The following is a 26,036-nucleotide window of genomic DNA, read 5'->3' as shown; positions in this document are numbered from 1 at the left end:
TGATCGCGAGTGTGCACCACGGCACTGACAGTGACGCCCGGTACGCCGTCGAGGGCGCCCTAGACTGGTGCGATTCAGCCGGGACGGCCGGTCGTACGAGACGGTCGGGTCGGCGGGACGGGAGGAAAGAGCGGTGGCGGCAGAGGTCGGCGGCTTCGAGGACCCGTCCGCCGACGTGCTGGCGGAGGCGGCCGCGGCCTTCGGGCTGCTCGCGTCCTCGGCGCGGCTGCACATCGTGTGGGCGCTGGCGCAGGGCGAGAGCGATGTGACCGGGCTCGCGGAGCGCGTCGGCGGGGCGCTGCCCGCGGTGAGCCAGCATCTGACCAAGCTGAAACTCGCCGGTCTCGTACGGTCCCGGCGCGAGGGCCGACGGCAGGTGTACTTCGTCGACGACCCGGACGTGGTGACCGTCGTACGGCTCATGGTCGGCCAGCTGACCGACCGCGCGGATCGCGCCGGCCGTAACGACCGCGCGGCGCACGGGTCTGCGCGCCGCATCCGTGGCCTTGGCGTCTGAGACCGCCGCGACACCGGTCGGGCAGCAGCACCCGCGGGGGAGCGCCTCGCCCGCCGACGAGGCACCTCAGGACCTCACCGCGCCGACCTCTCTCCAGGTGCTGCGGCACCTGGACACCGGACCGCACGGGCTGACCGAGACCGAGGCGGCCGAGCGGCTGGACCGCTTCGGCGCGAACACGGTTGCGGACCGGCGGACGCAGTCGTGGCCGTGCCTGCTCGTCCGTGGACTGCGGGACCCCTTCACCGCGGTGCTGCTCTGCCTGGGGCTGGTGTCGACGGCCGTGACGGCCTGGGGGACGGCAGGCGTCATCCTGTGTCTGGTCGTGGTGAGCTGCGTGCTGCGCGCGTCCGGCGAGCACCGGGCCGACCGGTCCATGGCCGCGCTGCGCGAGCTGGTCGCCGGCACCGCGACCGTGCTGCGGCGCGCCGAGCCGGATGGGCTTCCGCGGGTTCGGGACGTCCCGGTCGGCGAGCTGGTGCCGGGCGATGTGATCCGGCTCGGTCCCGGGGATCTGGTCCCCGCCGACGTACGGCTGCTGCGCGCGAGGGGTCTGACCGTGCGGCAGGCCCCGCTGACGGGCGAGTCGACGGCGGCCGCCAAGGCAGCGGTCGACGCCCCTGACCCGTGGCACCCGTCGGATCCCTCGCGCGACGGGTTCTTCGCGCAGCGACAACTGTGCTTCCAGGGCAGCGGCGTGGCCACCGGCAGTGGGGCCGCGGTCGTCCTCGCGACCGGGCCACGGACGAGACTCGCCACGGCCTACGACAGCCCGGCGCACAACGGCTCGCCCGGGCACCACTCGCCCGGCGCCAACGTCGGTGCTGGTGCCTTCGACCGTTCCGTGCAGGGCATCTCCTGGGTGCTCATCCGGTTCATGCTGCTCACGCCGCCGTTGGTGCTGATGGCCAACGCGGCGCTGCGCGGGCGGGGCGTGGAGACCTTGCCGTTCGCCGTCGCGGTGGCGGTCGGGCTGACGCCCGAGATGCTGCCCGTCATCGTCACCACGTGTCTGGCGCGCGGTGCGGCACGGCTGGCCCGTACGCACAAGGTGATCGTCAAAAGGCTGCCCGCGCTGCACGACCTCGGTGCGGTCGACGTGCTGTGCCTGGACAAGACCGGCACCCTCACCCAGGACCGGCCGGTCGTCCACCGCGCGCTGGACGCAGCGGGGCGGGACGACCCCGATGTCCTGCGTTGGGCCGCCGTCAACTCCTGGTGGACCCTCCAGCTGGCTGAACTGCCCGCGCCGGACGCCCTCGACGAGGCGGTACTGGACGCGACCGCCCCGGAGCACGAACCGGACGACGGGGTGGCGGCACTGCCCTTCGACCCGGTACGCCGCCTCGCCACAGCCGTCGTACGCCACCCGCGCAGGCTCGGCGTCCACACCCTCGTGGTCAAGGGCGCCGTCGAGGACGTACTGGAGAGGTGCATGCTGGAGGAGACCGAACGGGCGCGCCTGCTCGGCCTCGCTGCACGCGAGGCCGACGACGGACTGCGGGTGCTCGCGGTCGCCCTCGCCGAACGCCCCGCCCGCGACTACACATCCGCCGACGAACGCGGCCTGACCTTCCGCGGATTCCTCACCTTCCGCGACGCGCTCACCCCGACGGCCGCCGGCGCGCTGAAGGTCCTCGTCGAACGGGGTATCACCGTCAAGATCCTCACCGGCGACCACCCCGGCACGGCGGCCCGCGCCTGCCGCGACCTGCGACTCGAAACCGGTGAGCCGATGGCCGCCGACCGCGTCGATGCCCTCACCGACGCCGAACTGGCCGAAACCGTCCGCCATACGACCGTCTTCGCCCGCTGCACCCCGGAGCACAAGGCCCGGATCGCCGCCGTCCTGCGGGCCGACGGGCACACCGTGGGCTTCCTCGGCGACGGCGTCAACGACCTGCCCGCGCTGCGTGCCGCCGACGTCGGGATCGCTCCGCGCGACGCCGTGGACGTGGCCCGGGAGAGTGCCGACGTGGTCCTCTCCGAGAAGGACCTCACCGCGATCGAGCACGCGGTCATCGCCGGACGGCGCAGCAGCGTCACCATCGCCACGTATCTGCGCAGCACGCTCTCCTCGAACCTCGGCAATGTCATCGCGATGCTCGCCGCGGGCCTGCTGCTGCCCTACCCGCCGATGCTTCCGGCGCAGGTCCTGGCGCAGAACCTGTGCTTCGACGCGGCACAGCTCGCCTTCGCGTACGACCGTCCGCACCCGGACGCGCTGCGCCGCCCCAGCGTGCTGCGGCCCCGCGCCTTCTTGCGCTTCATCACGGGCTTCGGCGCCCTCAACGCCGTCGCCGACTGGCCACCTTCGGGATCCTCGCGCTCGCCCTGAACGGGCCGGAGACCATGGACGACGCCACGGTGTTCCACTCCGGCTGGTTCACCGAGAACCTGATGACCCAGGCCCTGGTCATGCTGCTCCTGCGCATCGGGCGCGGTACGGCCCAGGACGGCCGGCTTCCCGGACCGGTCGGCTGCGCCGCGGCCGCCCTCGCCGCCGCCGGTCTGCTGCTGCCCCTCTCCCCGCTCGGCCCCCTCCTCGGTATGACCGCCCTGCCGGTCCTCTACTACGTGCTCCTCGCCGCGGTCCTCACCCTGTACGGCGCCGCGCTCACGCTCGCCAGGAAGGCGCCGGGGATGGGCGGGCCATCTATCTGATGGTTGTACAGTTGCGCAAACTAGCAACCATCATGGGTGGCGGCCGATCGAGCGCGCCCCCGATCGATGCGAGGAAGGTGGGGGCGCGATGCTCCGCAACGGACTGGAACCCTGGCACCTGCTGATCGTGGCGATCGTGCTCGTCGTGCTGTTCGGCTCGAAGAAGCTGCCGGACACCGCCCGCGCGCTCGGCAGGTCGATGCGCATCCTCAAGAGCGAGGCGAAGGCGATGAAGAGCGAGAACGCCGAGCCGGAGGCACCGCAGGCGACACCGGTGGCTGCTCGCACGGCTGCCGAGCCGGCCGCGCCGCACCCGACGACACAGGCCCCGGGCGCCGCACACTGAATCCGGCACGCGGCAGGGCGGGCGGGGCGAGGAAGCCTTCCGCGCGGGCTGCCGCGATGCCGATGCGGGGGAGGTCGCTGCTCTTCTCGAAGAGGATGTAGCGCGGTTCCCAGACGGGCCGGTACTTGGCATTGGCCCGGTACAGGGACTCGAGCTGCCACCAGCGCGAGAGGAACGTCAGCACCGAGCACCACAGGCGCAGTACGGGTCCTGCGCCCAGCCGCGCGCCCCGTTCGAAGACGGACCGGAACATGGCGAAGTTCAGGGACACGCGCTCGACGCCGATCTCCTGGGCGCGCAGCAGCAGTTCGATGACCATGAACTCCATGAGGCCGTTCTCGGAGTCGCGGTCACGGCGCATCAGATCCAGCGACAGCCCCCGCTCGCCCCACGGCACGAAGCTCAGCACGGCCCGCGGCTCGCCCTCGCTGTCGTGGCACTCCAGCATGACGCAGCGGCCGTCGGCAGGGTCGCCGAGCCGTCCGAGCGCCATGGAGAAGCCGCGCTCGGTCGCGCCGTCGCGCCAGTGTTCCGCCTTGTCGGTCAACGAGGCCATCTCCGCCTCGGTGAGGTCCGCGTGCCGCCGGACGCGCACGGTGTAACCGGCCCGGCGCACCCGGTTGTGCGCCTGCCTCACACCCCGCATCGCGCGCCCCTCCAGGGTGAAGTCGGCCCGGTCCACGATGGCTTCGTCACCGAGTTCCAGGGCGTCCAGGCCGTGCCGGGCGTAGATGGTGCCGGCCTCCTCGCTCGCGCCCATCACCGCGGGCGTCCAGGCATGCCGGCGTGCCTCCTCGAGCCATTCCTCGATCGCGCCGGGCCAGGCCTCGGGGTCGCCGATCGGGTCGCCGGAGGCCAGGGTCACGCCGCCGACGACCCGGTAGGCGATGGCCGCCTTGCCGCTCGGGGACCACTTGACCGCCTTGTCGCGGCGCAGCGCGAAGTACCCCAGTGAGTCCCGTTCACCGTGCCGGGCGAGCAGCTCCCGCAGGCGCGACTCGTCCTCCTCGCCCAGGAGTTCGCGACCGCGCGGCGCGCGGAAGCACGCGTACAGCACCAGGAGGAAGGTCGCGGCCATCAGAACGTTGATCAGGACGTCCACCCAGCGGGGCGCGACCACGCTGTCGAAGCGGTCGGCGAGCGGGCCGACGCTGACCCCGCGCAACAGGGTGTACGCGATCCGGTCGCTCAGCGGTGTCCCGGTCACGTGGTTGGTGGCGCTCACCAGCAGGGTGCCGAGGGTGGCGCTGACCAGCAGCCCGCCGGCCCCGACGGCCAGGGCCAGTCGGGGGTTGGAGCGGTCCCCGACGGCGTGGAACTCCTTGCGCCCGAGCAGGAGGGCGGCGACGAAGAGGCCGGTGAGCAGGGCCGAGATCCAGTTGAAGGCGTGCCGCTGATATCGCTCCTGGGTCAGCGCCGCAGCGTACAGCGCGAAGAGGGGCCCGGCCATCAGCAGGTTGAAGATCCACGCTGCCCGTTTGCGGCGCCGCATCACCAGGGCGAGGAACAGGGCCAGCGCCGCCGAGATCAGCCCGGCGGTGGCCAGATACGGGGTGAAGAACCCGCCTCCGTTGTGCTCGTGCACCTCTTGGCGGAACGGCAGCGAGACCACCGCGACGATGTTGAGCAGCGCGAGCAGCCGCAGGTACCGGACGGTGAACGCCGCGGCGCGCAACCGCGTGCCGATGGCCGCTCGTCCGGCCGGGTCGGCCCGGCACGACTTCGAGTTCCGCTGTTCCGGGAGGAGCGCTGACTGTTGTTCGGGCACCGTGGAGCATCACCTTGGGGGGAGGCCGGGCGAACCGGTGGGGGCAGAGGCGGGGAACCCTACATGCTGTAGGGAAGAGAAGGGTTATCGCGAGGTCAGGGGGTAAGGGGGCGGTAAGAATTGCCGCGCCGATAGGCCGACCGAAGGGCCGGGCCAGTTGCTCCGCCGTGCGGCGAAGTCGCACCCGCTGTCGACTTCCGCGCCCGCCGCATTGCCGCTTCACTGCGATATTTCCGCAGGTCAGAGTGGTTTGGGTGGGGCCTGTCGACGTGCTCTGCCGCGTGGTCGAGCCGAGTGCTCGCGGTGCGCGGTGGCCGCTACGGCGGATCACCCGTCCGGTGCAGGGGTGTTTGTCCGCCGCGTTGACGGCTAGTTAGGCATGCCTACACTAAGCCGCGTTTGTGGCCGCCCGGCCGCGAACGCGCTGCTTCGGAGAGGCCTGTGGTGTGGGACGACGCGTTTCCCAGCTTTCTGATCGGTCTTCGTGAGGGACTGGAAGCGGGGCCGATCGTCTACCTGATCGACCCGGTCAGCAATGCCGTCTACGGTGAGGTCGAGGGCATCGCCCCCGGCACCCCCCGCGCGCTGATCGCCACTGTCGGCACCGGCTCGTATGCCTGGCGCTGCGTCCCCAACGGCGGGAAGGCGGTCACCTCGGCCGCCGTCCGGGTCGGTTCGGGCGGCACCACCCGGGCCGTACTCCCGGTCTCGGAGAAGGGCCTCTCGGCGCCGCTGGCCGCGTACCGGAAGTACGTCGACCAGGACGCGCGCCCTGCAGAGCGACATCGACGCCAAGAAGCTCGACGATGCCCGTGAGGACTGGCTGCCCGCGCACCAGCGGTACGCCTCGCTCGGCGCCGCCTACGGCACGTTCGCCGACTTCGACGCGAAGATCAACGGCCGTACAGCCGGACTCGCGGGAGGCGTCACGGACCCGGCCTTCACCGGCTTCCATCGCATCGAATACGGTCTGTGGCACGGCGCATCCGCCACTGCCCTCGCGCCGTACGCCAAGCGACTCACCTCCGATGTCGCCGCGCTGCGCGAGGACTTCCCCAAGCAGGACTTCGACCTCGGCGACCTGCCGCTGCGCACCCACGAGATCCTCGAGAACACCCTGCACCGCGAACTGAGCGGCAACGCCGACTACGGCAGCGGCACCGAGCTGGCCACCACCGAGGCCAACCTCGACGGGCACCCGCGAACTGGTCGACCTGCTGCGCCCGTTGATCGACAAGCGCAACGCCCAGGCCACCCCGGCCGTGGACACCTGGATGAAGCGCACCGAGCGGCTGGTGATCGCCCAGCGGGCCAAGGACGGCACCTGGACGCCGCTGGACAAGCTCTCCGTGACCGACCGGCTGCGCCTCGACGGCTCACTCGGCCGGCTGTTGGAGGAACTCGCCCCGATCCCGGAACTCCTGGAGATCCGGAAGGCCGCGTGAGCAGCCCGACAGTGCCGACCCGTCACCCGCACCGCAGCACCGGGACGCGCGCCCGCAGGAGAGGACCCGCCCGATGACCACCCCGAGCCAGGACCGAGCCCCGCAGGGCGGCTGCCCCTTCGGCCGTCGTACGTTCGCCAAGACGGCGCTCGGCGTGGGCGCCGCGGGCGCCGCGCTGGCGGGCGCCGGACTCGCCGGGGCCGGCATCGCGGGCGGCGCCACCCCGGCGGCGGCCGCGACCGGCAGTGGCACAGTGGGCTTCCATGGCGCCCACCAGGCCGGCATCACCACGCCCGCCCCCAAGGCGGCCGCCATCGTCTCCTTCGATGTCATCGCCGACAACCGGGCCGAACTCGCCGACCTGCTGCGCACGATCACCGAACGGGCCCGCTTCCTCGCCGTCGGCGGCACCCCCGCCGACCTCGGCGTCGGCGCCCCGCCCTCCGACAGCGGACTCCTCGGCCCCGACATACCCGCCGACGACCTCACCGTCACCGTGGGCGTCGGCGCCTCGCTCTTCGACGACCGCTACGGGCTCGCCGACCGCAGGCCGCGCCACCTCAGGCCGATGCGCACCTTCCCCAACGACGACCTCGACGCCGCCGAATGCCACGGCGACCTCTCCCTCCAGCTGTGCGCCGCGAACTCCGACACCGTGCTGCACGCCCTGCGCGACATCGCCCGCCACACGCGCGGCGCGATGCAGATCAAGTGGCGCGTCGACGGCTTCCAGAACCCGTCCCGGCCGGCTGGCGCGCAGCGCAACTTCCTCGGCTTCAAGGACGGCATCGCCAACCCCGACACGGCCTCCGATCGCGAGATGGACAAGCTGGTCTGGGCCACCGACACCGCGGGTGAACCGGACTGGGCGGTCGGCGGCAGCTACCAGGTCGTGCGGATCATCCGCATGCTGGTGGAGTTCTGGGACCGGGTCTCGCTCACCGAACAGGAGAAGATGATCGGCCGCCGCCGCGACACCGGAGCCCCGCTCGACGGCGCGCGCGAGACGGACATCCCGCGCTACAGCAAGGACCCCCAGGGCCAGGCGATCCCGCTCGACGCCCACATTCGTCTCGCCACCCCCCGTACGGCGAAGACCGACACCACCCGGATTCTGCGTCGCGGCTACAACTACGACCGGGGCATCGACAAGGCGGGCAACCTCGACATGGGACTGCTCTTCTGCTGCTACCAGCAGGACGTGGTCCGCCAATTCGAAGCGACCCAGGAGCGGTTGATCGACGAGCCGCTCGTCGACTACATCACCCCCACTGGTGGCGGCTACTTCTTCGCCCTGCCGGGTGTGCGTGGCCACTCGGACCGGCTGGGCCGCGGGCTCCTCAAGGGGTGAGGCGGGCAGGGCTCTCCGTTGTCCCCGACCGGACGGTCGCGCTTGGCCGCCCACCAGAGGAGATCGCCCAGGGCCGCGCCCGCCATCACCACGGCCATGATCACGCCCGCCACGGTCAGTCCGTCGTCGAGGTGCGGGCGCCCGTGCACGGCGTGCAGATCGAACCCGCACAGGTGGTACACGCCCACCGCGGCGATCCCGAGGCTCGGCACGAGCAGCGCCAGCACGGACAGCGGTCCGCGTCCCGTGCGTCCGGTGTCATGCTCCCCCATGGGCTCCCCCGATCCGTAAGAGGCTGATGGTGGAACCCTACGATATGTAGGGTCGCCCCGGCGGCCTCGGGTGACGCGCGCCATACGACGCCCTCGGAACCAGCTCCCCAACCGGCCCGACTCCTGGGGCGTGACGACTTGGACCATCGACCTGACCGTCGGTGGCATGACGTGCGCCGCGTGCGTCCGGCGGGTGGAGAAGCGGCTCGGCAAACTGGAGGGGGTCACGGCGACGGTCAACACGGCCGTCGGGACCGCCCAGGTGAGCCATCCGCCGCGCGTCCGCCTCGGCGAACTCGTCGCGACCGTCGAGCGGCCCGGTACACGGCCGCGCTGCCGCGGCAGTCGCACCATGTCGTCGCACGGTCTGGACGCGGCCCTACAGTCCGGTCCAGGATGGCGCGCGGGCGATCTTGTGCCGTTCACCCTGCGCTTCCGGCGCGGCGGGTGGATCAAGATTGTGGCCCCCGTGGGCCGTCCGGGTGAGCGCGCGCCCTGAGCGTCCCGCCGCCACCGTGACCGTACGGTCGGCCGCGTCACCGTGTGATCCGCGCTGTGACCGTACGGCTGCCGCCATGGCCGTACAGCCCTCGGCACGTCCCGGCAGGTGGCGCGACACGGGGAGCGTTGCCTCGTACCGCGTTTCGTCCAGGATGCTGTGCGGTCGATGGGCGACTAGCATCTATTGGTGAAAGCCGCAATGCGGGGTACGCCCACCGGTGGCGCAGTCCCTGATCACCAGGGAACCGACAGCCCCGCTTCTTCCGGCGGCAATACTTACGACCGCGCCCGGGCTTTGGCCCTGTGGCCGCGGCCATCCGTCCCGTGCCTCGAAAACAGCACGTGAGGGTGGAAGGAAGGTAAGTTCATGAACGCACAACGCGCGAGGCGTCTCGTCGCGGTGTCCGCCATCGGCGTTCTCATGGCCGGCGGTACCGCGATCGGGGCAGCGGGTACGGCCTCGGCAGCCGTCCCGACTCAGGTCTCCAGCGATTTCCACCGTAACTGCGGCTACGGCGGTTGGTGGAACGACTGCGACTACGGCTACGGATACGGACACCGGGGCGACCGTGGAGACTTCAACCGCGGATACTTCGACAACTACCGCGGCTACTACGACAACGGTTCCTTCATTGTGATCGTGCTGGGCTGAAGGGGAAGCGACGGAGCGGGATGAGGGCTGCCACCCGCACGTTTCGGGTGGCGGTCCTTACCGTCGCCCCCAACTGGAGTACTTCAGTGCACGTCTGTTCACCGATTGGTTGGCGCAGCTCGTCCTGTCCGGCTCGCCGCGCGAGCCCGGCCCGTCGAGTACGACCGGCATCCGCGAGGCGCTCCTGGAGCCGGCCTGTCGACTCGTCACCCACGGCTGGGGCCGGCTCGGAATCGACGTCGATACTCCGTCGGTGTCGTGTTGAGCTTCCGGCGAAACGCCCGGATCAGGGTGTCGGTCGTGCCGAACCCGCAAGTGGACGCGATGCGTTCGAGGGTGGCTTCGGTGGATTCCAGTTGGTTGCGCGCCGTTTCGACGCGGGCTGATTCGACATGGGCACTCGGGGTCATGCCGAGTTCGGTCTTGAAGATCCGGGTGAGTTGCCGCTCGCTGATGTGGACATGGGCGGCGAGGTCCGCGACGCTGAGCTTTGCGCCGATGTTGCGCATGATGTGGTGGCGGCGATCTTCGATGCGCTGTGTCGTGGAGACGGGTTCGAGGGGGAACGCTGAACTGACTCTGTCCACTCGGCCGTTTCAGGTACATCACGAGCTGCCGGGCGACGCGCAGCGCCATGGCCTCGCCGAAGTCGTCGGCGACGAGGGCGAGCGACAGGTCGAGGCAGGCGCTGATTCCCGCTCCGGTCCACACGTCGCCTTCGCGGATGAAGATCGGCTCGGCGTCGACTTCGATCATCGGGTGCTCGGCGGCGAGCTGCTGCGCGGTCGACCAATGGGTGGTGGCACGCTTGCCGTCGAGCAGTCCGGCGGCGGCGAGGATGTGTGCCCCGACGCAGACGGATGCGCCCCTTCGTGTCCTGCCGGCGAGTGTCTTCACCCAGCCGACCACTGCGGGGTCGGTGAGGGCGTGTACACGCCGTTGGCTGTCGACTTCGACCGAGCCCGGCACCAACAGGGTGTCGATGCTTCTCATGGACACCTCGTGGAAGGTGACGTCGGGGGAGGATGCGTACGCCCGCGGAGGTGGTGACGGGGTCCATGGTCTCGGCGGCGAGGGCGACGCGGTACCCCGTCACGTCGGCTGTCTCGCGCTGGGCAAGGGAGAACACTTCCGGCGGTCCGGTGACATCGAGCAGGTCGACGCCCTCGAAGAGGACGATGACGACGAGTCGTTCGACGGTGCTCATGGGGTCTCCGCCTGGTCGGCAACGGCGATGTCCGGATCTGCATGTTGGATGACATTGCCGACACTCTCTGACGGGCCGTAGCTTTCAAGGCGCAGCTCACCACGCGGGTGGGGACTCACAGCAGTTTTCCGTACCCACTCATGGCGACCGAACCTCGGATGCAAGGATGAGGGCCGTCATGACTGCTGGGTGGTGTTCTCGCACGGTACGGGCCGCGATGTTCGCGGCCGTCTGTGTGCTGCTCGCCGCCCTGGGGCACGTCATGATGTCCGGCTCCCCGGTGGCCTGGTGGGCGATGGCAGGCGGAGCCCTGGCCGCGGGCGGGGCGGGCTGGTGCCTGGCCGGCCGGGAGCGCGGGCTCTTGCTGATCGTGTCCGTGGTGGTGATCGCCCAGGGGGCGCTCCACTCGGCGTTCTCGCTGGCCCAGTCGGCGAGTTCGGGTTCGGGGTCGGGCTCGATGGGCATGGGTGGTCTGTGGATCGGCTCCATGGGACGCGACACGGGTTCCATGCACATGGACTCCATGGATATGGCGCACATGGGCCACATGGGCTCGGACGACATGGCACACCTGGGGTCCGACGCGAACGGTATGTCCTCGGTCGGCATGTTCGCCGCCCACCTGCTGGCCGCGCTGCTGTGCGGTCTCTGGCTCGCGTACGGCGAGCGCGCCGTGTTCCGCATCCTGCGGGCCGTGACCGGCCGACTCGCCGCGCCGCTGCGGCTGCTGCTCGCGCTGCCCACGCCGCCGCACCGTCCGTGTATCCGCAGGCACCGTGGCTCCTCGGACCGCGCGCCGCGGCGCCTTCTCCTCGTTCACGCGATCACTTCTCGGGGTCCGCCCGTGGGGACCGCTGTCGCCTGAGACAGCCGGTTCCCCGAAGCGCCTGTGCGCTTCGGGCATCAGCCGTACCTCCCTGTACGGCCGTACCTCACACCGGACCGCCGTGCTCTCGTGCCGGTCCGGATCACGGATGACCCGAGAAGGACACCTGGTGATCACTTCTGCCCTGCCCGTTTCGCGCGCCACAAGCGACAAGAGCGAGCACACGGCATCGATCGACGAATCGATTACCGCCTGGGCGCTGGCCGCCCGTGGCGGCGACCCGGATGCCGTCGAACGCTTCGTGCGCGCCCTGCACCGCGACGTCGTGCGCTACGTCGCCCATCTGTCCGCAGATCCACAGGCCGCCGACGACCTGGCCCAGGACACGTTCCTGCGGGCGCTCGGCAACCTGCACCGGTTCGAGGGGCGTTCCTCGGCCCGCGCGTGGCTGTTGTCCATCGCACGCCGTGCGGTGATCGACAGCTTCCGGCACGCGGCCGCCCGGCCGCGGCTGAGCGACACCCGCGACTGGCAGGTGGCCGTCGAGCTCGCTCAGCCGTGCGGCCTGCCCGGCTTCGACGAGGGCATCGCGCTCCTCGACCTGCTGGCCGCCCTGCCCGACGACCGTCGCGAGGCGTTCGTCCTCACCCAGTTGAGGGGGCTGCCCTACGCGGAGGCCGCCGAGGTCAGCGGCTGTCCCATCGGGACGGTCCGCTCCCGCGTGGCGCGCGCCCGGGCGACGCTGGTCGGCCTGCTCGCCGACACCGAGGCGCCGACCGCGCTGGCCGCCTGACCGGGGCCCCTGCCGGGAAGGGTGCCGGTGAGCGCCGTACGCGCGGAACGTCGGCACCCTTTATCCGTACTCATTCCGCGTCCAACTCCCAGGACACCCTTCAGCGGCCGGACATGTCCGGCGTACTCAACTTGACCCGGCCCTAAAAGGACCGGGCTTGGAGGTAGAGCCCAACTGGCTGCTGGGTGGTCTCCTCCGTCCAGACACCCCTATGGGGTGGCAGGGACGCGTGACTCACGCCCCGCAGTCCACGCGGTCCGGCAGATCTGCCGGGGCACGGCCCAGATGAACGCCCTGCGCTCGGACGACCTGGACGACCTCTTCCCCCGCCTTCTCGGCCGCGTCCTCGGCACCGCCGCCCGCCCGCCTGAGCTCAGGCTGAAGCGGCACCGGCCTTCGGCTCGACGCCGACCTCGGCCGAACTCGCCTTCCCCGGCGGGTGGTTGAAGAGCAGATTCAGGACGATAGCGGTCAGGCAGCCCGCACTGATCCCGCTGTTCATCACCGTCTGGAACCAGTCGGGGAACTTCGCGTAGATCGTCGGCACCCCGACCGGCAGCATGCCCACCGCGACCGAGACGGCCACCACCGTCAGGTTGTTGTTGCCCTTGAAGTCCACCTCGGAGAGGGTGCGCAGACCGCTCGCGGCGACCGTTCCGAACATCACCAGACCCGCGCCGCCCAGCACCGGCGCCGGTATCGCCGCGACCACCGCGCCCAGCTTGGGCAGCAGGCCGAGCAGCACGAGGATGCAGCCCGCCGCGGCGACCACCCAGCGGCTGCGCACCCGGGTCATGCCCACAAGGCCCACGTTCTGCGCGAACGCCGTGTACGGGAAGGTGTTGAACACCCCGCCGAGGACTGTCGACAGACCGTCGGCGCGCAGTCCGTCCGCGAGCGTCCGCGGCTGGATCGGCCGGTCGGTCATCTCACCCACCGCGATGAAGTCACCGGTCGTCTCGGTCATCGTCACCAGCGCCACGACCAGCATCGAGATGATCGCGGAGGCGTGGAACGACGGCGCCCCGAAGTGGAACGGCGTGCTGATCCCGACCCAGTCGGCATCCCCGACCCCGTCGAAGTCCGTGAACCCGAAGGGGACGGCGACCGCGAAGCCCACGGCGATGCCGATGAGCACCGCGATCCGGCTCAGGAAGGCCGGCGCGAACCGCTGCACACCCAGCACCACGGCCAGTACGAAGACCGCGAGGGCCAGGTTTTTCGGCTCGCCGAAGTCCTTCGCGGCCACGCCGCCGGCAGCCCAGTTGCCGGCCACCGGCAACAGCGAGACACCGATGATCAGAATGACCGTGCCGGTGACGAGCGGGGGGAAGAAGCGGAGCAGCTTCCCGAAGACCGGGGCGAGCAGGACGATCGCGAGGCCCGCGACGATCACCGACCCGTAGATCGCGGGCAGTCCGCCGCCCGTCGTCCCGATGAGCACCATCGGCGACACGGCCGCGAAGGTGCAGCCCTGCATGATCGGCAGCCGCACCCCGAAACGCCAGAAACCCACGCACTGGATCAGTGTCGCGATCCCGCACACCAGCAGATCCGCGGTGATCAGATAGGCCAGATCGGCGGGCGACAGCTTCATGGCGCCGCCCACGATCAGCGGCACGGCCACCGCGCCCGCGTACATCGCGAGTACGTGCTGCAGCCCGAAGGCGGCCAGTTGGCGTACAGGTGGGACCTCGTCGACGGGATGCATGGGTGCTGTGGTCGCCATGGGCACTCCTGGAGCGGCGGGTGGGGGCGGACGGTTCAACAGCACGAGACCGTAAGGGTCTTGAACAGTTTGTTGATTTCCGGTGTGTTGCCGTCAGATGTCATGCCCACAGGAGGCCGTGCGACTCTGCTACGAAGCCGCCGTCCGCGCCGCCGCCAGCAGCGACTCCCAGTCCGGAAGCTTGACCGCACCACGGCCGAACGAGGCCCCGAGCTCCGCCTCGGCCCGCTCGATCGCCTGCCAGCCGGCCCACTCGACCGGTTGGGCCCCCTCCGCCCGCAGCGCCGCGAGCGGATCCTCGGGCACGTCCCGTAGTACGAGGCCGGGAGCGTCCTCGAGCAGTGAGGTCACCGTCTCCTTCGCGCACGGCCGGTTGGTGCCGATGACACCCGTCGGACCCCGCTTGATCCAGCCCGCCACATACTCGCCCGGGGAGATCGAGCCGTCCCGCAGGATCCGCCCCGCGAGATTCGGCACCGTGCCGCGGTCGGCATCGAACGGCAGCCCTTCGAGTGGCACCCCGCGATAGCCCACCGAGCGCAGCACCAACTGCGCCTCGATGTCCTCGTACCGCCCCGTGCCCGTCACCCCGCCCCGCCCGTCCGGCACCGTCCGCTCGAAGCGGACCGCACCCACACGGCCTCCCTCAAGCTCTCGGTTTCGGTCGAGCGACGACATACCTCCCTCGCGGAGCAGTTCGACGGGACGCAGGAAGAAGCGCAGCCGGATCCGTCGCGGACGGCCCTGCGGCGGCGCGGCGGCCCAGCCCCGGAGCACCTCCACATTGCGGCGCTGGGCGGCGGGCAGGCCAGACGGGTCCAGATAGGCCGGATCGAGGGCCAACTCCTCGGGGTCGACCACGACGTCGGTGTCCGGCAGCGCGCCCAGTTCGCGCAGCTCCTTGGTGGTGAAACGGGCCTGTGAGGGGCCGCGTCGCCCGACCATGCTGATCTCCGTCACCTTGCTCGAGGCCAGCGCGGTGAGCGCCGCCTGCGGCATGTCGGTGGGGTTCAGCTCCGCCGCGCCGCGGGCCAGCATCCGGGTGACGTCGACGGCCACGTTCCCGACACCGATCACCACGGCCGACCGTGCGCCGAGGACGAATCCATTGGCCACGGAGTCGGGGTGCGCGCTGTACCAGGACACGAACTCGGTCGCCGACCAGCTGCCGGCCAGCTCCTCGCCGGGCACCGAGAGGTGGCGGTCGGTGGCGGCGCCCACGCAGTACACCACCGCGTGGTACAGCTCCCGCAGTCGGGCCACCGGTACCCCGCCCGGGCCGACCTGGACACCGCCCAGGAACCGCACCCGATCGTCCTCCAGGACCGCCCGCAGATTGTTCTGCAGTGACTTGATCTTCTCGTGGTCGGGCGCCACTCCATAACGCACCAGGCCGTACGGGCACGGCAGTCGGTCCAGGACGTCCACCTGGACTCCGGGATCCTGGCTCTGCTGGACGAGACTCTGTGCGCTGTAGACCCCGCTGGGCCCCGAGCCTACGACGGCGACATGCAGCACGGCCGAACTCCTTACCCGAGGGATCACGGAGAACGCTGACAGGAGATCGCTGTTGGTTCCAGCATCGCACCGCCGGTGCTCCGCTGACAGGGTGCGGCGCGCGACGCGCGTGTGCGTGTCCGTTCTCATGGAATGTGATCATGCGGTTACGTTCCGTATGTGCTAGAAGCATCCTTCCTCAATCTGTCCGACCGATGCCGACCGGACGGTGCGGTGTCCGTGTGGCCGGCGTGGGAAGTGCGGGAGCACGAAAGCGTCACGTCGTGGTTCCACGTCCGGCTGGCCTTCGAGGACGGCGCCCAGGTCGACGTGCTCGCCGTGGCGTGCGAGGCGGACGTGTCCATCGAGGACGTACGGGCCCAGCCGCCGCTCTCCCTCGACGACCTCGCGGTGCTCGCCGACTGGATCGAGGAACCGCTCTTCGCGGCGATTGGCGCGCCGACGGCCCCGTCGTGCGCACCGGAGGAAGCATCGGCGCGCCGTGCCCGGCTCCCGTGGCCGAGCGGTATCGAGGGACGGTGGCTGGTCGCCGAGGAGTATCGCGCGGCGCAGGGAGACGGCGTCGACCCGGTGCTCGCGGTCATGTGCGCCACCGGTCATAGTCGGCGCAAGTCACTCAGGCTGATCGCGGGAGCGCGCGACGCGGGATTCCTGGCACCCCGTCACGCTCGGCGGTGAGCACGGTGATTACGCCATTGTGCGCATGCGTGTGATCTCACTCGTCTGCTGCGCGATCACGTCGTCGGTCATCTCCTCGATCTGGATGTTGTTGCCCTGCGCCTTCACGCCCGTGGCCATGGTGATCGCTCCGTCGTGATGCGTGATCATCAGCTTCAGGAAGAGCTCGTCGAACGCCTTGCCCTTGGTCGCGCGCAACTTCCTGAGCTGGGTCGCAGCCGCCATGCCGGGCATCGTCCCGTGTTCGTGCTCCGCGCCGGCCTGCTCGCCGTCGTGTGCCTTCGGCCAGCTCTTCATGGTGGTGATCTCCGGGCCCTGCGCGGCCGCGATCCGCGCGGCGAGCCGCTTCACCTGGCCCGACTCGGCCTGTTTCGGGGCCGGTTCGGCCATTTCCAGGGCCTGTGAGCGGTGCTCGATCATCATCCGCGCGTACCCGAAGTCCGCCGAGTTGGGGGAGTCGTCGTCGGCGGCCGCGCCCCCCGACGCCGGGGACAGTCCCGCCGCGCGGGAGCAGGTCTCCAAGAGTGACGCCGCCGAGGCGAAGGCCGCGATGGCCGGCGGTGAGATACCGGGGCAGGACGAGATCGTCCACTCCGACAACATCGAACACCTCGCCAATGTCCCCAAGGAGGCCTTCACCGGGCTCAATTCGGACCTGGCGTTCCAGGGCAAGTACGCGTTCGCCGGCAACTGCGACGGCTTCCGCATCTTCGACATCACCAACCCGAAGGCGCCCAGGACGGTCGCGCAGGTGCTCTGCCCGGGCTCTCAGAACGACGTCTCCGTCTCCGGCAACCTGCTCTTCCTGTCCACCGACTCCTCGCGCAGCGACAACTCCTGCAACAGCACCTCGCAGCCCGCGACCGAGAAGTCGTCGTGGGAGGACATGAAGATCTTCGACATCAGCGACAAGGTGAACCCGAAGTACGTCGCCGCCGTCGAGACCGCCTGCGGCTCGCACACCCACTCGCTGGTGCCTGAGCGCAAGAACGTCTACATCTACGTCTCCTCGTACTCGCCGAGCGCCACCTTCCCCGGCTGCCGGCCGCCGCACGACGGCATCTCGGTCATCAAGGTGCCGCGCAACGCCCCTGAAGAGGCGGCCGTCGTGAACTTCCCGGTGCTGTTCCCGGGCGAGGGACCGGACGGTGGCGGCAACCCCGGCGCGCCCACCAACCCGGGTGTCCCCAAGACCACCGGCTGCCACGACATCACGGTCCTGCCGTCCGAGGACCTGGCCGCGGGCGCCTGCATGGGCGACGGCATCCTGTTCTCCATCAAGGATCCGGAGAACCCGAAGGTCATCGATCAGGTCGAGGACAATGTGAACTTCGCGTTCAGGCACTCGGCGATCTTCAATCAAAAGGCCGACAAGGCCGTGTTCACCGATGAGTTGGGCGGCGGCGCGGCCACTTGCAACGCGGCGATCGGCCCGAACCGCGGTGCCGACGGCATCTACGACATCGTTGGCAAGGGCGACCACCGCAAGCTCGCCTTCAAGAGCTACTACAAGATCCCGCGCCACCAGGCGGACACCGAGAACTGCGTGGCTCACAACGGCTCGTTGATCCCGGTGAAGGGCAAGGACCTCATGGTCCAGGCCTGGTACCAGGGCGGCGTCTCCGTCTGGGACTTCACCGACGCGGCCAACCCGAAGGAGATCGCCTACTTCGAGCGCGGCCCGCTGACCACCGACACCCTCCAGATCGGCGGCTCGTGGTCGGCGTACTACTACAACGGCTACATCTACTCGAACGACATCGCCAAGGGCTTCGACGTGCTCAAGCTCAGCGGCCGGCGCACGGATCCGGCGAAGCGGGTTCATCTGCGTGAGCTCAACGTCCAGACGCAGCCGGACTACTTCGACTGACGGACGGGCCGATCGGACTGATCAATCGGGCCGATCGGAGCGACCGTCGGACTGTTTGGGCAGACCGCCGGGCGGATCGGGCTGATCGGCCGTCCGATCGGGCTGATCGTCGCTCGGACGGCCGGTCGCGAAGAACCGGGACAGATCCCTCTCGCACGTCCCGCCGGGCACCTCGGTGTCCGGCGGGACACCCATCTCCCAGTCGAGGCGGTAGCGCTTGAACAGCTCCGCCCGCAGGGTCGGGATCGGCATCGGTACGCCGGGCACCAGGGCCGCGTACACCGCGCCCATGAGCAGCGCGCGCAGCATCGGGTAGTCGGTGGCGGCATCCGGCGAGCCCTGCCCGGCGACGGCGTCCCGCAGCAACTGCGCGAGCCGCTGCTGCTCCGGGCACTGCACGAACCCTTCGGCCTGCAGCAGCCCGGCCATGTGCTGGCGCATCAGCACGGGCTGGCTCCGGGCGAGCCCCAGGATCGCGTCGATGGCCCGCGCCATCCGTTCCCGGCCGTCCTCGGTACGCGGCTCGCGCTCCAGCGCCTCCTCCAGCGTGCGGTGCATCAGCCGGTGCACGGCGGACTGCAGGAGCTGGCGTTTGCCGGGGAAGTAGTACGACACCAGTCCACGCGCCGATCCGGCGCGATCCGCGATGTCGCCGAGAGTCGTCGCCTCGTAGCCGCGTTCGCTCACCAGCTCCACCGCGGCCTGCAACAGCCGCTCCCGGGAACGCCGCCGCAACTCTTCATTGACCGAGGCGCTGCGCGGGGACATGCTGTAACTCCTGCGTTGACTGGCTGCCAGCCAACTATACTCAACGCGTTCGGGCCGAGAGCCTTCCAGGGTCGGCTGCGAGCTGCCGTCTGCCCTGGGCGACGCGGGGGATCGTCCAGGGTGGGCGCGCAAAAGCGCTGATGGTGTGCTGAGGCTACTTTCGGCGGCCGATACGTCTCGCAGAGCCACCGCGTCCTCCTTACAGTGGGCTGGAGTCCCCGAGGAGGCGTACGGACATGGATCAAGAGCAGATCCTGGCCAGGATCACGGCGATGGTGGACGACGAGCGGCGACTGCGCGATGCCCTCGCGTCCGGGCAGATCGACAGCGAGACCGAACACGAACGGCTGGGACAGTTGGAGCGCGACCTCGACCAGTGCTGGGACCTGCTGCGCCAGCGGCGCGCGAAGTCCGAGTTCGGTGAGAACCCGGACGAGGCGCGCGTCCGTCCGTCGTCGCAGGTCGAGGACTATCAGGGCTGAGGGCGCGCAGGAGGCGTCAGCCGATCAGGTCGAGGACCGGTCGCAGTCCGTCCGGGCGGTCCGTCACCGGCAGGTGATCCACGAAGTGCACCCCGCACCCCAGGGCTGCCGCACCGCCGTCCGCCCGGCGGTCGTCACCGACCATCAGCGCGTCCTCGGGGGCGACCCCGAGCGCGTCGCAGGCGGCCTTGAACAACCGCGGGTCCGGCTTCTGGATGCCGTGCTCGTACGACAGGACGTACGCGCCGACGTACGGGTCGAGGCCGTGCTCGCGGAAGACGGGCCGCAGATCCCAGCCGATGTTGCTGACCACACCGACCGCGACTCCCCGCTCGCGCAGCGTGTCCAGCACTTCGGCCGCATCGGGGTAGGGGCTCCAGGCGGCCGGTGTCATATGGCGGTCGTACAGCGCGTCGTGGAGCCGGGGGTCGGGCAGCGGAACCTGGCGGGAGGCGCCGGTGTACGCGGCGCGGTGCAGCTCGGCGGACTTGTCGCGGACCTTCCAGATCTCGGCGAGGTCGTCCGGGAGCGGCCGTGACGCAAGCGCACCGCCCGGCAGCGCGCCTGCGGCTTCCAGGGCCTGCGCCGTCCGGGTCAACTCCGGTTCAGGAAGGGTGAGTTCGGCTTCGGCGAGCACCGCGCGCAACCATGAATGGCTGGACTCGATACGGAAGAGGGTTCCGGAGAAGTCGAAGAGGACGCCTTTGATCGTCATGAGGGTGATCCTTCGGGGCATGGCTCCCGCGGGTCAAGGGCGTGGTGATCGTCGCGGGTCGAGGCGGCGTCGGCCGGGCCGCCGTTCGTACGAGGTCACCGCCAGCGCGACGATCAGCGCGCCGATGAGCCAGCCGCCCACGACGTCCGACGGCCAGTGCACGCCGAGCCAGACCCGTGTCAGACCGACGCCCACGACGGAGACCACGGCCAGGGCGAGCCCCGTACGCCGCAGGGCGGGTCCGGCGCCGTACAGGTGGAGCAGCCAGAGGAGCAGCCCGCACACCACGGTGGCCGTCAGGGCGTGCCCGGAGGGGAAGGCCGCGTAGTGGGCGGAATCCACGGGGTCGGGCCAGACCGGGCGCTCGCGGCCGACCGCCGACTTCAGGACCTGCTGCACTCCCGTGCCCAGCGCACATGTGGCCGCCACCCATAGCGCCAGCCACCATGCCGAGTGGCTCCACACCAGCCACAGCACGGCGGCGGCACACACCGCGCGCATCGTCCAGGGGTCCCACACCCAGTCGGTCAGGATCCGGAAGGCATGGGTGATGCCGGGTTGGTCGACCGCCCAGGTGTGCGTGGTGCGGGCGATGCTGCCGTCGAGGGTGAGCAACGGGTGCCAGGAGAACGCGACCAGCAGCAGGAGCAGCACGGAGGACACGGCGAGAGCGACCGCGATGCGGGCCGAGATGTGCGGACGACCCGGAGGGTAGGGCGGGGAGGGCATAGGGGTGATCCTCGCCGACTCGATGCGCGGGAGGCCAACCTCGGCACACCGGGCCTGGCGGCGAACGCGGCCGTGCCGCAAGCCCCCACTCACCCGCAACCACGCACGCACGGATGGGGCCACCCGCAGCCTCGGACGCACGGACGGGTGGGGGCCGCGGGCCCACTCGCCGACAGCCGCGGACGTACGGAAGGGGCCGTGCCACGTGCGCACTCATCGGCAGCCGTGGACGTACGGACGGGTGGGGCCGCGTGCCCCGCTTACCGGCAGCCGCGGATGTACGGGTGGGTCTGAGCCGAGGGTCCCACTCGCCCGCAGTGGCGAGCGCACGGAAGGGGTCGTGCCGCGTGCCGCACTTACCGGCAGCCGCAGCCGCGGATGTACGGGTGGGTCTGAGCCGAGGGTCCCACTCGCCCGCAGTGGCGAGCGCACGGAAGGGGTCGTGCCGCGTGCCGCACTTACCGGCAGCCGCAGCCGCGGATGTACGGGTGGGTCTGAGCCGAGGGTCCCACTCGCCCGCAGTGGCGAGCGCACGGAAGGGGTCGTGCCGCGTGCCGCACTTACCGGCAGCCGCAGCCGCGGATGTACGGGTGGGTCTGAGCCGAGGGTCCCACTCGCCCGCAGTGGCGAGCGCACGGAAGGGGTCGTGCCGCGTGCCGCACTTACCGGCAGCCGCAGCCGGGGACGTACGGTCGGGTCCGGGCCGAGGGCCCCACTCGCCCGCAGTCGTGAGCGCACGGAAGGGGCCGTGCCGGTACATCGAATGCCCGTCGCTTACGTTCGGATCTGGAAACGGCTCCCCACGACCCAACGTCTGATCCACCGGCGACGGGCGGATGTACCGGCACGGCCCCGACCCACCCACCGGCCGAAGGCGCGCAGGCGCGCAGGCGCGCAGGCGTGCGGCGGGGCGGAGCAGAGGAGGCGGCTAGCCCAGCGCCCGCAACCCCGGCACGAACGCCACCAGCACCGGAATCACCGGCACCAGTGCGGCCGCCGCCGTCAGGCGCAGCCGCCGTGCTGCCGTGAGCCGGTCCGGGGGAGTGAGGAGCCGGTGCACGCGCTGCGGTACGTGGGCACCCGGAGTGGGGCAGGGGCCGAACACGCCCCGGTCTTCGTTGAGTTCCACCAGGGCGAGTGCGATGGTGAGGCGGCCGAAGCGGCGCGACGCCATGTCGTCGGCGGCGAGTTCGACCAGGCGGTGCATCTCACCGCGGAACGCGGCGAACACCGGCACCTGCGGAAAGCCGGTGGCCAGCGCGGCCGAACAGTGCAGCAGCCAGTCGTGCCGGGCCCGCGCATGACCCTGCTCATGGGCGAGTACGGCATCCAGCTGACGCCCCTTGAGGCGGCGCAACGCCGCCGTGGTGATGACGAGTTGAGGTGCCGCACCCGGCAGCCACCAGGCATCGGGGCGCTCGCCCTCCAGGACCACCAGTCGATCCGGTCCGGGCTCCTCGCCGGGCAACAGCGGGGCGCGTACGAGGAGTTCGGCCCGCCGCTGCCGACGGCGCGCCCGGGCCCGTACGACTTCGCGGGCCAGCATCGCGGCGGTCCACGCACCCCCGCAGGCGAGTGCCACGGCGGTTGTCGCCGCCCAAGCGCCGCCCGTGCTCAGCGCGTAGGCGTCCACGACCGAGCGCGGCGCCGAGCCGAACACATGGCCGCGCACCGCCACCCACGCGGCGGCCGCGCTCAGCGTCATCGACAGCGCGCAGCACAGCAGAACGGCCGCCACCACGCACTGCCACACCCACAGCGCCACCACCGGTTCACGGTCCGGCCAGTCCGCCCGGGCGAGCAGTCGCGGAGCCACCACGGCGGCCAGGGCGCCGAGCAGCAACAGTGCCGCGGGGACCATCATGGGGCGAAGCCTATGAGCGGTGCGTCGCCGCTGGATACGGGCGGCGACACCAAGTGACGTACGCCACGGTTTCGTACTGGCATGGCTGATCAGCTCGCACGGGCGGAAGGCCGCTCACCGCGCTGCGACTGACGACGTGCCTTCACCCACCCCAAGGGCACATCCGCAGGCCCGGGATTCGTGGCGTTCGCGGCGGTTGCTCAGAGCGTGACCAGCATCGCCAGCATCGCTATCCCCATGGACAGGCGGCAGGCCTGTGAGAGTTCGGGGCGATCGCCCCAGCCGAGGGCGCGGGGGGCTCCGGATGCGGTCGTGGCCAAGGGGAGCAGGCGGACGCCGGAGCGGAGGACGTAGCCGGCGAAGTAGAGGAGGAGCGCGCCGGTCAGCAGGGGGACACCCGAGTCGCCGTGGTGGTGTCCCGGGGAGGCGGCCATCACACCCGCCATGTAGACCATCGCGACGGCGCCCATCAGGTGATGCAGGTGGTGCGGGCTCGTGCGGGACGTCCACAGGGCGCGTACGGCGGTGGCGCCGAAGACGGCGGCATAGGCGAACCAGGCCCAGCGCGGCGGAGTGGCCACCGCCGCGGGTACGGCCATCGCGGCCATGCCGAAGCCCATGAGCGCCTCGCCGCCCGCGGTGCGGCGCTGTTCCTCCACGGGGCTGCGCATCCGCAGCAGGCAGTAGGCCCCGGTCGCCGCGCACAGCACCACGAGCAGCCAGCCGGGCGAAGCAGGTCCATGCACCGCGTACCTCCCCGCTCGACGATGTCGGACATCGGACATCGGACAGTCGGTCGACAGTTGGTCAGGGCATGCCCGTGGCGGGCGGTGCGCAAGCGAGCGCAAGGGTGTACGCGGGGGAGCGTGCGGGGGTGCACCGCAGGTGGGGAATGTGATCCGCGAGATAATTTATGAGTAAAACACCTGCTAAGGTTATGGGTATGAGTAGTGCGACCAGCCCCCTGCCCCCCCGTGTGCAGCGCCTCCCGCTGACCGGTGTCCTGCGCCTCGGCCGGCCCTCCGACATCTGGTTCAAGCCCGCGCTGAGCGCCGTCGTCGCGGTCGCTCTGCCGAATCTGACGCTCCTGGCGCTCGGCCGGCTGGACCTGGCGATGTACACGATGGCCGGGTCGCTCTGCGCGCTGTACGCCCACAACCGTCCGTACGCGGGCCGAGCCCGCGCCCTCGCCTGGGTGGTTCTCGGCATGCTCGGCGGTCTCGCCGTCGCCCTCGTCACGGCCTCGCTCACCACGGACGCCGTCGTACTGGTCACGGTCGGTGCACTCCTGGCCGCCGTCCAGAAGGTGCTGTGCGACGCCACGCGCATCGGTCCGCCCGGCCATGTGGTCCTCGCCTTCATCTCCTCCGCGTCCCTGTTCGCGCCGCAGACCCTCGGCCAGGTGCCGGGCCATCTCGCGCTCGGAGCCGCGGCCGGCGTCTGGGCCTGGATCGTCGGCATGGCCCCCGGGCTCGTCCGCCCGCACGGGCCGGAGCGGCGTGCCACCGCGCACGCCCTGAACGCCGCCGCGGTGTACGTCGAGACACCGGGGAACGCCCGTGCCCGAGCCGCGGCGGCCGCCGCCGTGCACGGTGCCTGGCAGTCGCTGCTGTCCACCGGAGCCCGTTCCGCACCCCGGCGCGCCCTCGAACGGCTCGTCGTGCGGGCCGAGGTCGCGCTCGCCGCGCCCGCCGACACGGAGCCCGGGCGGCTGCGCGGATGGGCCCGCGAGCTGCGCGGCACCGGACCCGTGCCGCGACCGGACGACCTCGCGGACACCGCCGACGAACTCCTGGGCGTGGAGGCCGCGCTCGCCTTCGGTGAACGGCCGCTGCTGCGCCGGCTGGGCCCCCTCGCCCCCATCGCCCTGCGCACCGCGCTCGGCTGCGCCCTCGCCGGTTATGTCTCGCTCGCGTTGGGCGTCGGCCGCCCCTACTGGGCGCTGGTCACCGCCGCCTCGCTCTACCAGGCCAACGTCACCCTGACCTGGAGCCGTGGCGTGCAGCGCGTCGTCGGTAACCTCGTCGGCGTACTGGTCTTCGCGGCGGTCGCCCCGCTCGCCCACCTCAGTCAGACAGTCCTTGTGCTGTGCTGCCTCGCCTTCAACTTTGGTGCCGAGGCACTGATCGGCCGCAACTACTGGCTCGGCAGCATCTGCGTGACCCCGATGGCCCTGCTGATCACCGAGTTCGCGCGGGTCCAGCAGCCCGGCGAACTGATCACCGACCGGGTCGTGGACACCTTCGTGGGCGCCCTCGTCGGCTTCGTCGCCGCGATCGCCGTCACCAACCGGCGGGCCGGCGACCGCATCGAGCGCGCTCTGTCCGCGGTGGAGCGTGCCCGCGACCACGCCGACGCGACGCTGGCCGAAGAGCGTCCGGGGCTCGGCGCCCTGGAGTCCGCCCGACGCGGCCTGGCCGCCGCCGTCGTCGACCTGCGTGCCACGGCAGACGCCGCGGTCGGCGAATGGTGGCAGCGCGCCCTGCCGGAAGAGCGGGTCATGCGGGCGGAGCAGGCCGGACATCGTACGCTCGCGGCGACGGTACGACGGCAGGGACTGCACTCCGTGGAGGGCGCACAGGCATGACGACAGCGGATGGGCGGGCGGAGACGGACGGCACCTCCGCCGGGCGGGGCGGGACGGAGGGCGCCCCTGCCGGGCGTGCGGAGACGGACACCACCCCGCCCGGACGGGCCGAGGCGGAGAGCGCCCCCGCCGGGCCGCCGGAGGCGGACGGCAGCCCGGCCGGCCGGGCCGAGACCGGGGGCGCCCCCGCCGGACGGACCGCGCCCGGAGACACCGTCGCCGCCGTGGTGCGGCAGTGGCATACGGTGCGTCCCGACCTCGACACCGGGCCCATGGAGGTCATCGGCCGTGTCAACCGCTGCGCCGCGCTCCTGCAGCAGGCCGAGGACGCTCCGCTGCGCCGGGCCGGGCTCACCCGGCCGGAGTTCGACGTCCTTGGCACCCTGCGGCGCACCGGACACGAGCTGACGCCCAGTGAGATCGCTCGCGAGACCTTCTCCTCCGGTGCCGCCGTCACCAAGCGGCTCAAGCAGCTGACCGAGCGCGGCCTGGTCGAGCGGCGCGGTGACACTCGCGACCGTCGGGTCGCGCATGTCCGCCTCACCGACGAGGGGCGCGAACTCGTGGACGGCATCCTCCCCGAGCAGCTCGCCTACGAGACGACGGTCCTGTCCGGGATCGACCACGGCCGTCGGCGTGAACTGGCCGAGCTGCTGGGCGAGTTGCTCGGCCGACTGGAAGGCCGGCTGGGGCTGCCGCGGTGATGCACCGCTGACATGAGGTGAGCGGCACTCCTACGTTCGGGCAGGCGAGG

At 71.0% G+C, this 26,036-nt stretch carries 23 protein-coding genes and 5 pseudogenes; 16 read left to right on the top strand and 12 right to left on the bottom strand.

The genetic code is table 11. The features are described from left to right. The first annotated feature begins 133 nt into the window (after window positions 1-133). The 3 genes and pseudogenes from OG390_RS06930 to tatA form a co-directional block, all read left to right on the top strand. The gene (locus OG390_RS06930; RefSeq protein ID WP_406165872.1) at window positions 134-517 is read left to right on the top strand and encodes an ArsR/SmtB family transcription factor; all 384 of its coding nucleotides are present in this window, start codon (window positions 134-136) and stop codon (window positions 515-517) included. After that, window positions 501-3,181, top strand: a pseudogene (mgtA, locus tag OG390_RS06925) (magnesium-translocating P-type ATPase). The gene OG390_RS06930 and the pseudogene mgtA overlap by 17 nt, the downstream one beginning before the upstream one ends. An 88-nt stretch (window positions 3,182-3,269) precedes the next feature. Further along, window positions 3,270-3,503, top strand: a pseudogene (gene tatA, locus OG390_RS06920) (Sec-independent protein translocase subunit TatA); the annotation flags it as partial. On the opposite strand, the gene OG390_RS06915 reads toward tatA, so the two are convergent. Beyond that, window positions 3,391-5,295, bottom strand: a complete 1,905-nt coding sequence (locus OG390_RS06915) for a phosphatidylglycerol lysyltransferase domain-containing protein (protein WP_406165870.1) — start codon at window positions 5,293-5,295, stop codon at window positions 3,391-3,393. The pseudogene tatA and the gene OG390_RS06915 sit on opposite strands and share 113 nt — an antisense overlap. A gap of 441 nt (window positions 5,296-5,736) precedes the next feature. Here OG390_RS06915 and OG390_RS06910 point away from each other — a divergent pair, with 441 nt between their 5' ends. The 4 genes and pseudogenes from OG390_RS06910 to efeB all read left to right on the top strand — a co-directional run bounded on the left by OG390_RS06910 (window position 5,737) and on the right by efeB (window position 8,091). After that, window positions 5,737-6,111, top strand: a complete 375-nt coding sequence (locus OG390_RS06910; protein ID WP_406178358.1) for a hypothetical protein — start codon at window positions 5,737-5,739, stop codon at window positions 6,109-6,111. Beyond that, window positions 6,068-6,292, top strand: a pseudogene (locus OG390_RS06905) (imelysin family protein); the annotation flags it as partial. The gene OG390_RS06910 and the pseudogene OG390_RS06905, both read left to right, overlap by 44 nt. A gap of 229 nt (window positions 6,293-6,521) precedes the next feature. Further along, complete coding sequence (locus OG390_RS06900; RefSeq protein WP_406178356.1) at window positions 6,522-6,740, top strand: hypothetical protein; 219 nt, start codon at window positions 6,522-6,524, stop codon at window positions 6,738-6,740. 73 nt (window positions 6,741-6,813) lie between these two features. Further along, entirely contained in the window at window positions 6,814-8,091 is a 1,278-nt protein-coding gene (efeB, locus tag OG390_RS06895) for an iron uptake transporter deferrochelatase/peroxidase subunit (protein ID WP_406165868.1), read from the top strand. Here the strand turns inward: efeB and OG390_RS06890 are convergent. Then, on the bottom strand, window positions 8,022-8,363 hold the full coding sequence (locus OG390_RS06890; RefSeq protein WP_406165866.1) for a hypothetical protein: 342 nt from the start codon (window positions 8,361-8,363) through the stop codon (window positions 8,022-8,024). The genes efeB and OG390_RS06890 overlap by 70 nt on opposite strands. A gap of 166 nt (window positions 8,364-8,529) precedes the next feature. On the opposite strand from OG390_RS06890, the pseudogene OG390_RS06885 reads away from it, so the two are divergent. Both OG390_RS06885 and OG390_RS06880 read left to right on the top strand, forming a co-directional pair. Further along, a pseudogene (locus OG390_RS06885) lies at window positions 8,530-8,702 on the top strand (cation transporter); the annotation flags it as partial. A gap of 529 nt (window positions 8,703-9,231) precedes the next feature. Further along, entirely contained in the window at window positions 9,232-9,516 is a 285-nt protein-coding gene (locus OG390_RS06880; protein WP_406165865.1) for a hypothetical protein, read from the top strand. A gap of 206 nt (window positions 9,517-9,722) precedes the next feature. Here the strand turns inward: OG390_RS06880 and OG390_RS06875 are convergent. Further along, window positions 9,723-10,723: pseudogene (locus OG390_RS06875) on the bottom strand (GlxA family transcriptional regulator). A gap of 178 nt (window positions 10,724-10,901) precedes the next feature. Between OG390_RS06875 and OG390_RS06870 the strand changes: the two are divergent. Further along, on the top strand, window positions 10,902-11,588 hold the full coding sequence (locus OG390_RS06870) for a hypothetical protein (protein WP_406165863.1): 687 nt from the start codon (window positions 10,902-10,904) through the stop codon (window positions 11,586-11,588). A 130-nt stretch (window positions 11,589-11,718) separates the two neighbouring features. Beyond that, window positions 11,719-12,342, top strand: coding sequence for a sigma-70 family RNA polymerase sigma factor (locus tag OG390_RS06865; protein ID WP_406165861.1), 624 nt, complete (start codon window positions 11,719-11,721; stop codon window positions 12,340-12,342). Between the two features lie 234 nt (window positions 12,343-12,576). On the opposite strand, the gene OG390_RS06860 is transcribed toward OG390_RS06865, so the two are convergent. From OG390_RS06860 to OG390_RS06850, 3 genes are all read right to left on the bottom strand, one after another. Continuing rightward, the gene (locus tag OG390_RS06860; protein WP_406165859.1) at window positions 12,577-12,732 is read right to left on the bottom strand and encodes a hypothetical protein; all 156 of its coding nucleotides are present in this window, start codon (window positions 12,730-12,732) and stop codon (window positions 12,577-12,579) included. Next, window positions 12,716-14,071: a nucleobase:cation symporter-2 family protein gene (locus OG390_RS06855; protein ID WP_406165857.1), complete on the bottom strand. Its 1,356-nt coding sequence runs from the start codon at window positions 14,069-14,071 to the stop codon at window positions 12,716-12,718. Before OG390_RS06855 ends, OG390_RS06860 begins: the two co-directional genes overlap by 17 nt. 129 nt (window positions 14,072-14,200) lie before the next feature. Continuing rightward, window positions 14,201-15,589 (bottom strand): FAD-dependent oxidoreductase, encoded by a 1,389-nt coding sequence (locus tag OG390_RS06850; RefSeq protein WP_406165855.1) that lies wholly within the window; start codon window positions 15,587-15,589, stop codon window positions 14,201-14,203. 213 nt (window positions 15,590-15,802) lie between these two features. On the opposite strand from OG390_RS06850, the gene OG390_RS06845 reads away from it, so the two are divergent. Beyond that, entirely contained in the window at window positions 15,803-16,267 is a 465-nt protein-coding gene (locus OG390_RS06845; protein ID WP_406177541.1) for a DUF6214 family protein, read from the top strand. Between the two features lie 9 nt (window positions 16,268-16,276). Here the strand turns inward: OG390_RS06845 and OG390_RS06840 are convergent, their stop codons facing one another. Continuing rightward, the gene (locus tag OG390_RS06840; RefSeq protein WP_406177539.1) at window positions 16,277-16,819 is read right to left on the bottom strand and encodes a DUF305 domain-containing protein; all 543 of its coding nucleotides are present in this window, start codon (window positions 16,817-16,819) and stop codon (window positions 16,277-16,279) included. Between OG390_RS06840 and OG390_RS06835 the strand changes: the two genes are divergently transcribed. After that, entirely contained in the window at window positions 16,716-18,137 is a 1,422-nt protein-coding gene (locus tag OG390_RS06835; protein ID WP_406165853.1) for an LVIVD repeat-containing protein, read from the top strand. The genes OG390_RS06840 and OG390_RS06835 overlap by 104 nt on opposite strands. A gap of 21 nt (window positions 18,138-18,158) precedes the next feature. On the opposite strand, the gene OG390_RS06830 is transcribed toward OG390_RS06835, so the two are convergent. Further along, a complete protein-coding gene (locus OG390_RS06830; RefSeq protein WP_406165851.1) occupies window positions 18,159-18,905 on the bottom strand; it encodes a TetR/AcrR family transcriptional regulator in 747 nt (248 codons plus the stop codon). A 236-nt stretch (window positions 18,906-19,141) separates the two neighbouring features. Between OG390_RS06830 and OG390_RS06825 the strand changes: the two genes are divergently transcribed. Beyond that, window positions 19,142-19,387 carry a DUF2630 family protein gene (locus OG390_RS06825; RefSeq protein ID WP_406165849.1) on the top strand — a complete coding sequence of 82 codons (246 nt, stop codon included), beginning with the start codon at window positions 19,142-19,144 and terminating at the stop codon, window positions 19,385-19,387. 16 nt (window positions 19,388-19,403) lie between these two features. Here the strand turns inward: OG390_RS06825 and OG390_RS06820 are convergent, their stop codons facing one another. The 4 genes from OG390_RS06820 to OG390_RS06805 all read right to left on the bottom strand — a co-directional run bounded on the left by OG390_RS06820 (window position 19,404) and on the right by OG390_RS06805 (window position 23,441). Continuing rightward, the gene (locus OG390_RS06820) at window positions 19,404-20,102 is read right to left on the bottom strand and encodes an HAD family hydrolase (protein ID WP_406165847.1); all 699 of its coding nucleotides are present in this window, start codon (window positions 20,100-20,102) and stop codon (window positions 19,404-19,406) included. 33 nt (window positions 20,103-20,135) lie between these two features. Then, window positions 20,136-20,831, bottom strand: coding sequence for a phosphatase PAP2 family protein (locus tag OG390_RS06815; protein ID WP_406165845.1), 696 nt, complete (start codon window positions 20,829-20,831; stop codon window positions 20,136-20,138). A 928-nt stretch (window positions 20,832-21,759) separates the two neighbouring features. Next, on the bottom strand, window positions 21,760-22,695 hold the full coding sequence (locus tag OG390_RS06810; RefSeq protein WP_406165843.1) for a M56 family metallopeptidase: 936 nt from the start codon (window positions 22,693-22,695) through the stop codon (window positions 21,760-21,762). Between the two features lie 200 nt (window positions 22,696-22,895). After that, window positions 22,896-23,441: a DUF5134 domain-containing protein gene (locus OG390_RS06805; RefSeq protein WP_406165841.1), complete on the bottom strand. Its 546-nt coding sequence runs from the start codon at window positions 23,439-23,441 to the stop codon at window positions 22,896-22,898. A 197-nt stretch (window positions 23,442-23,638) separates the two neighbouring features. Between OG390_RS06805 and OG390_RS06800 the strand changes: the two genes are divergently transcribed. Continuing rightward, window positions 23,639-25,282 (top strand): FUSC family protein, encoded by a 1,644-nt coding sequence (locus OG390_RS06800; RefSeq protein WP_406165839.1) that lies wholly within the window; start codon window positions 23,639-23,641, stop codon window positions 25,280-25,282. 224 nt (window positions 25,283-25,506) lie between these two features. Further along, window positions 25,507-25,986, top strand: a complete 480-nt coding sequence (locus tag OG390_RS06795; RefSeq protein WP_406177537.1) for a MarR family winged helix-turn-helix transcriptional regulator — start codon at window positions 25,507-25,509, stop codon at window positions 25,984-25,986. The last annotated feature ends 50 nt before the right edge of the window (window positions 25,987-26,036 follow it).

It is taken from the genome of Streptomyces sp. NBC_00996 (genome assembly GCF_045162675.1).
In the GTDB taxonomy this organism is placed as follows: Bacteria; Actinomycetota; Actinomycetes; order Streptomycetales; family Streptomycetaceae; genus Streptomyces.
This window is presented reverse-complemented; position numbering and strand designations above follow the sequence as displayed.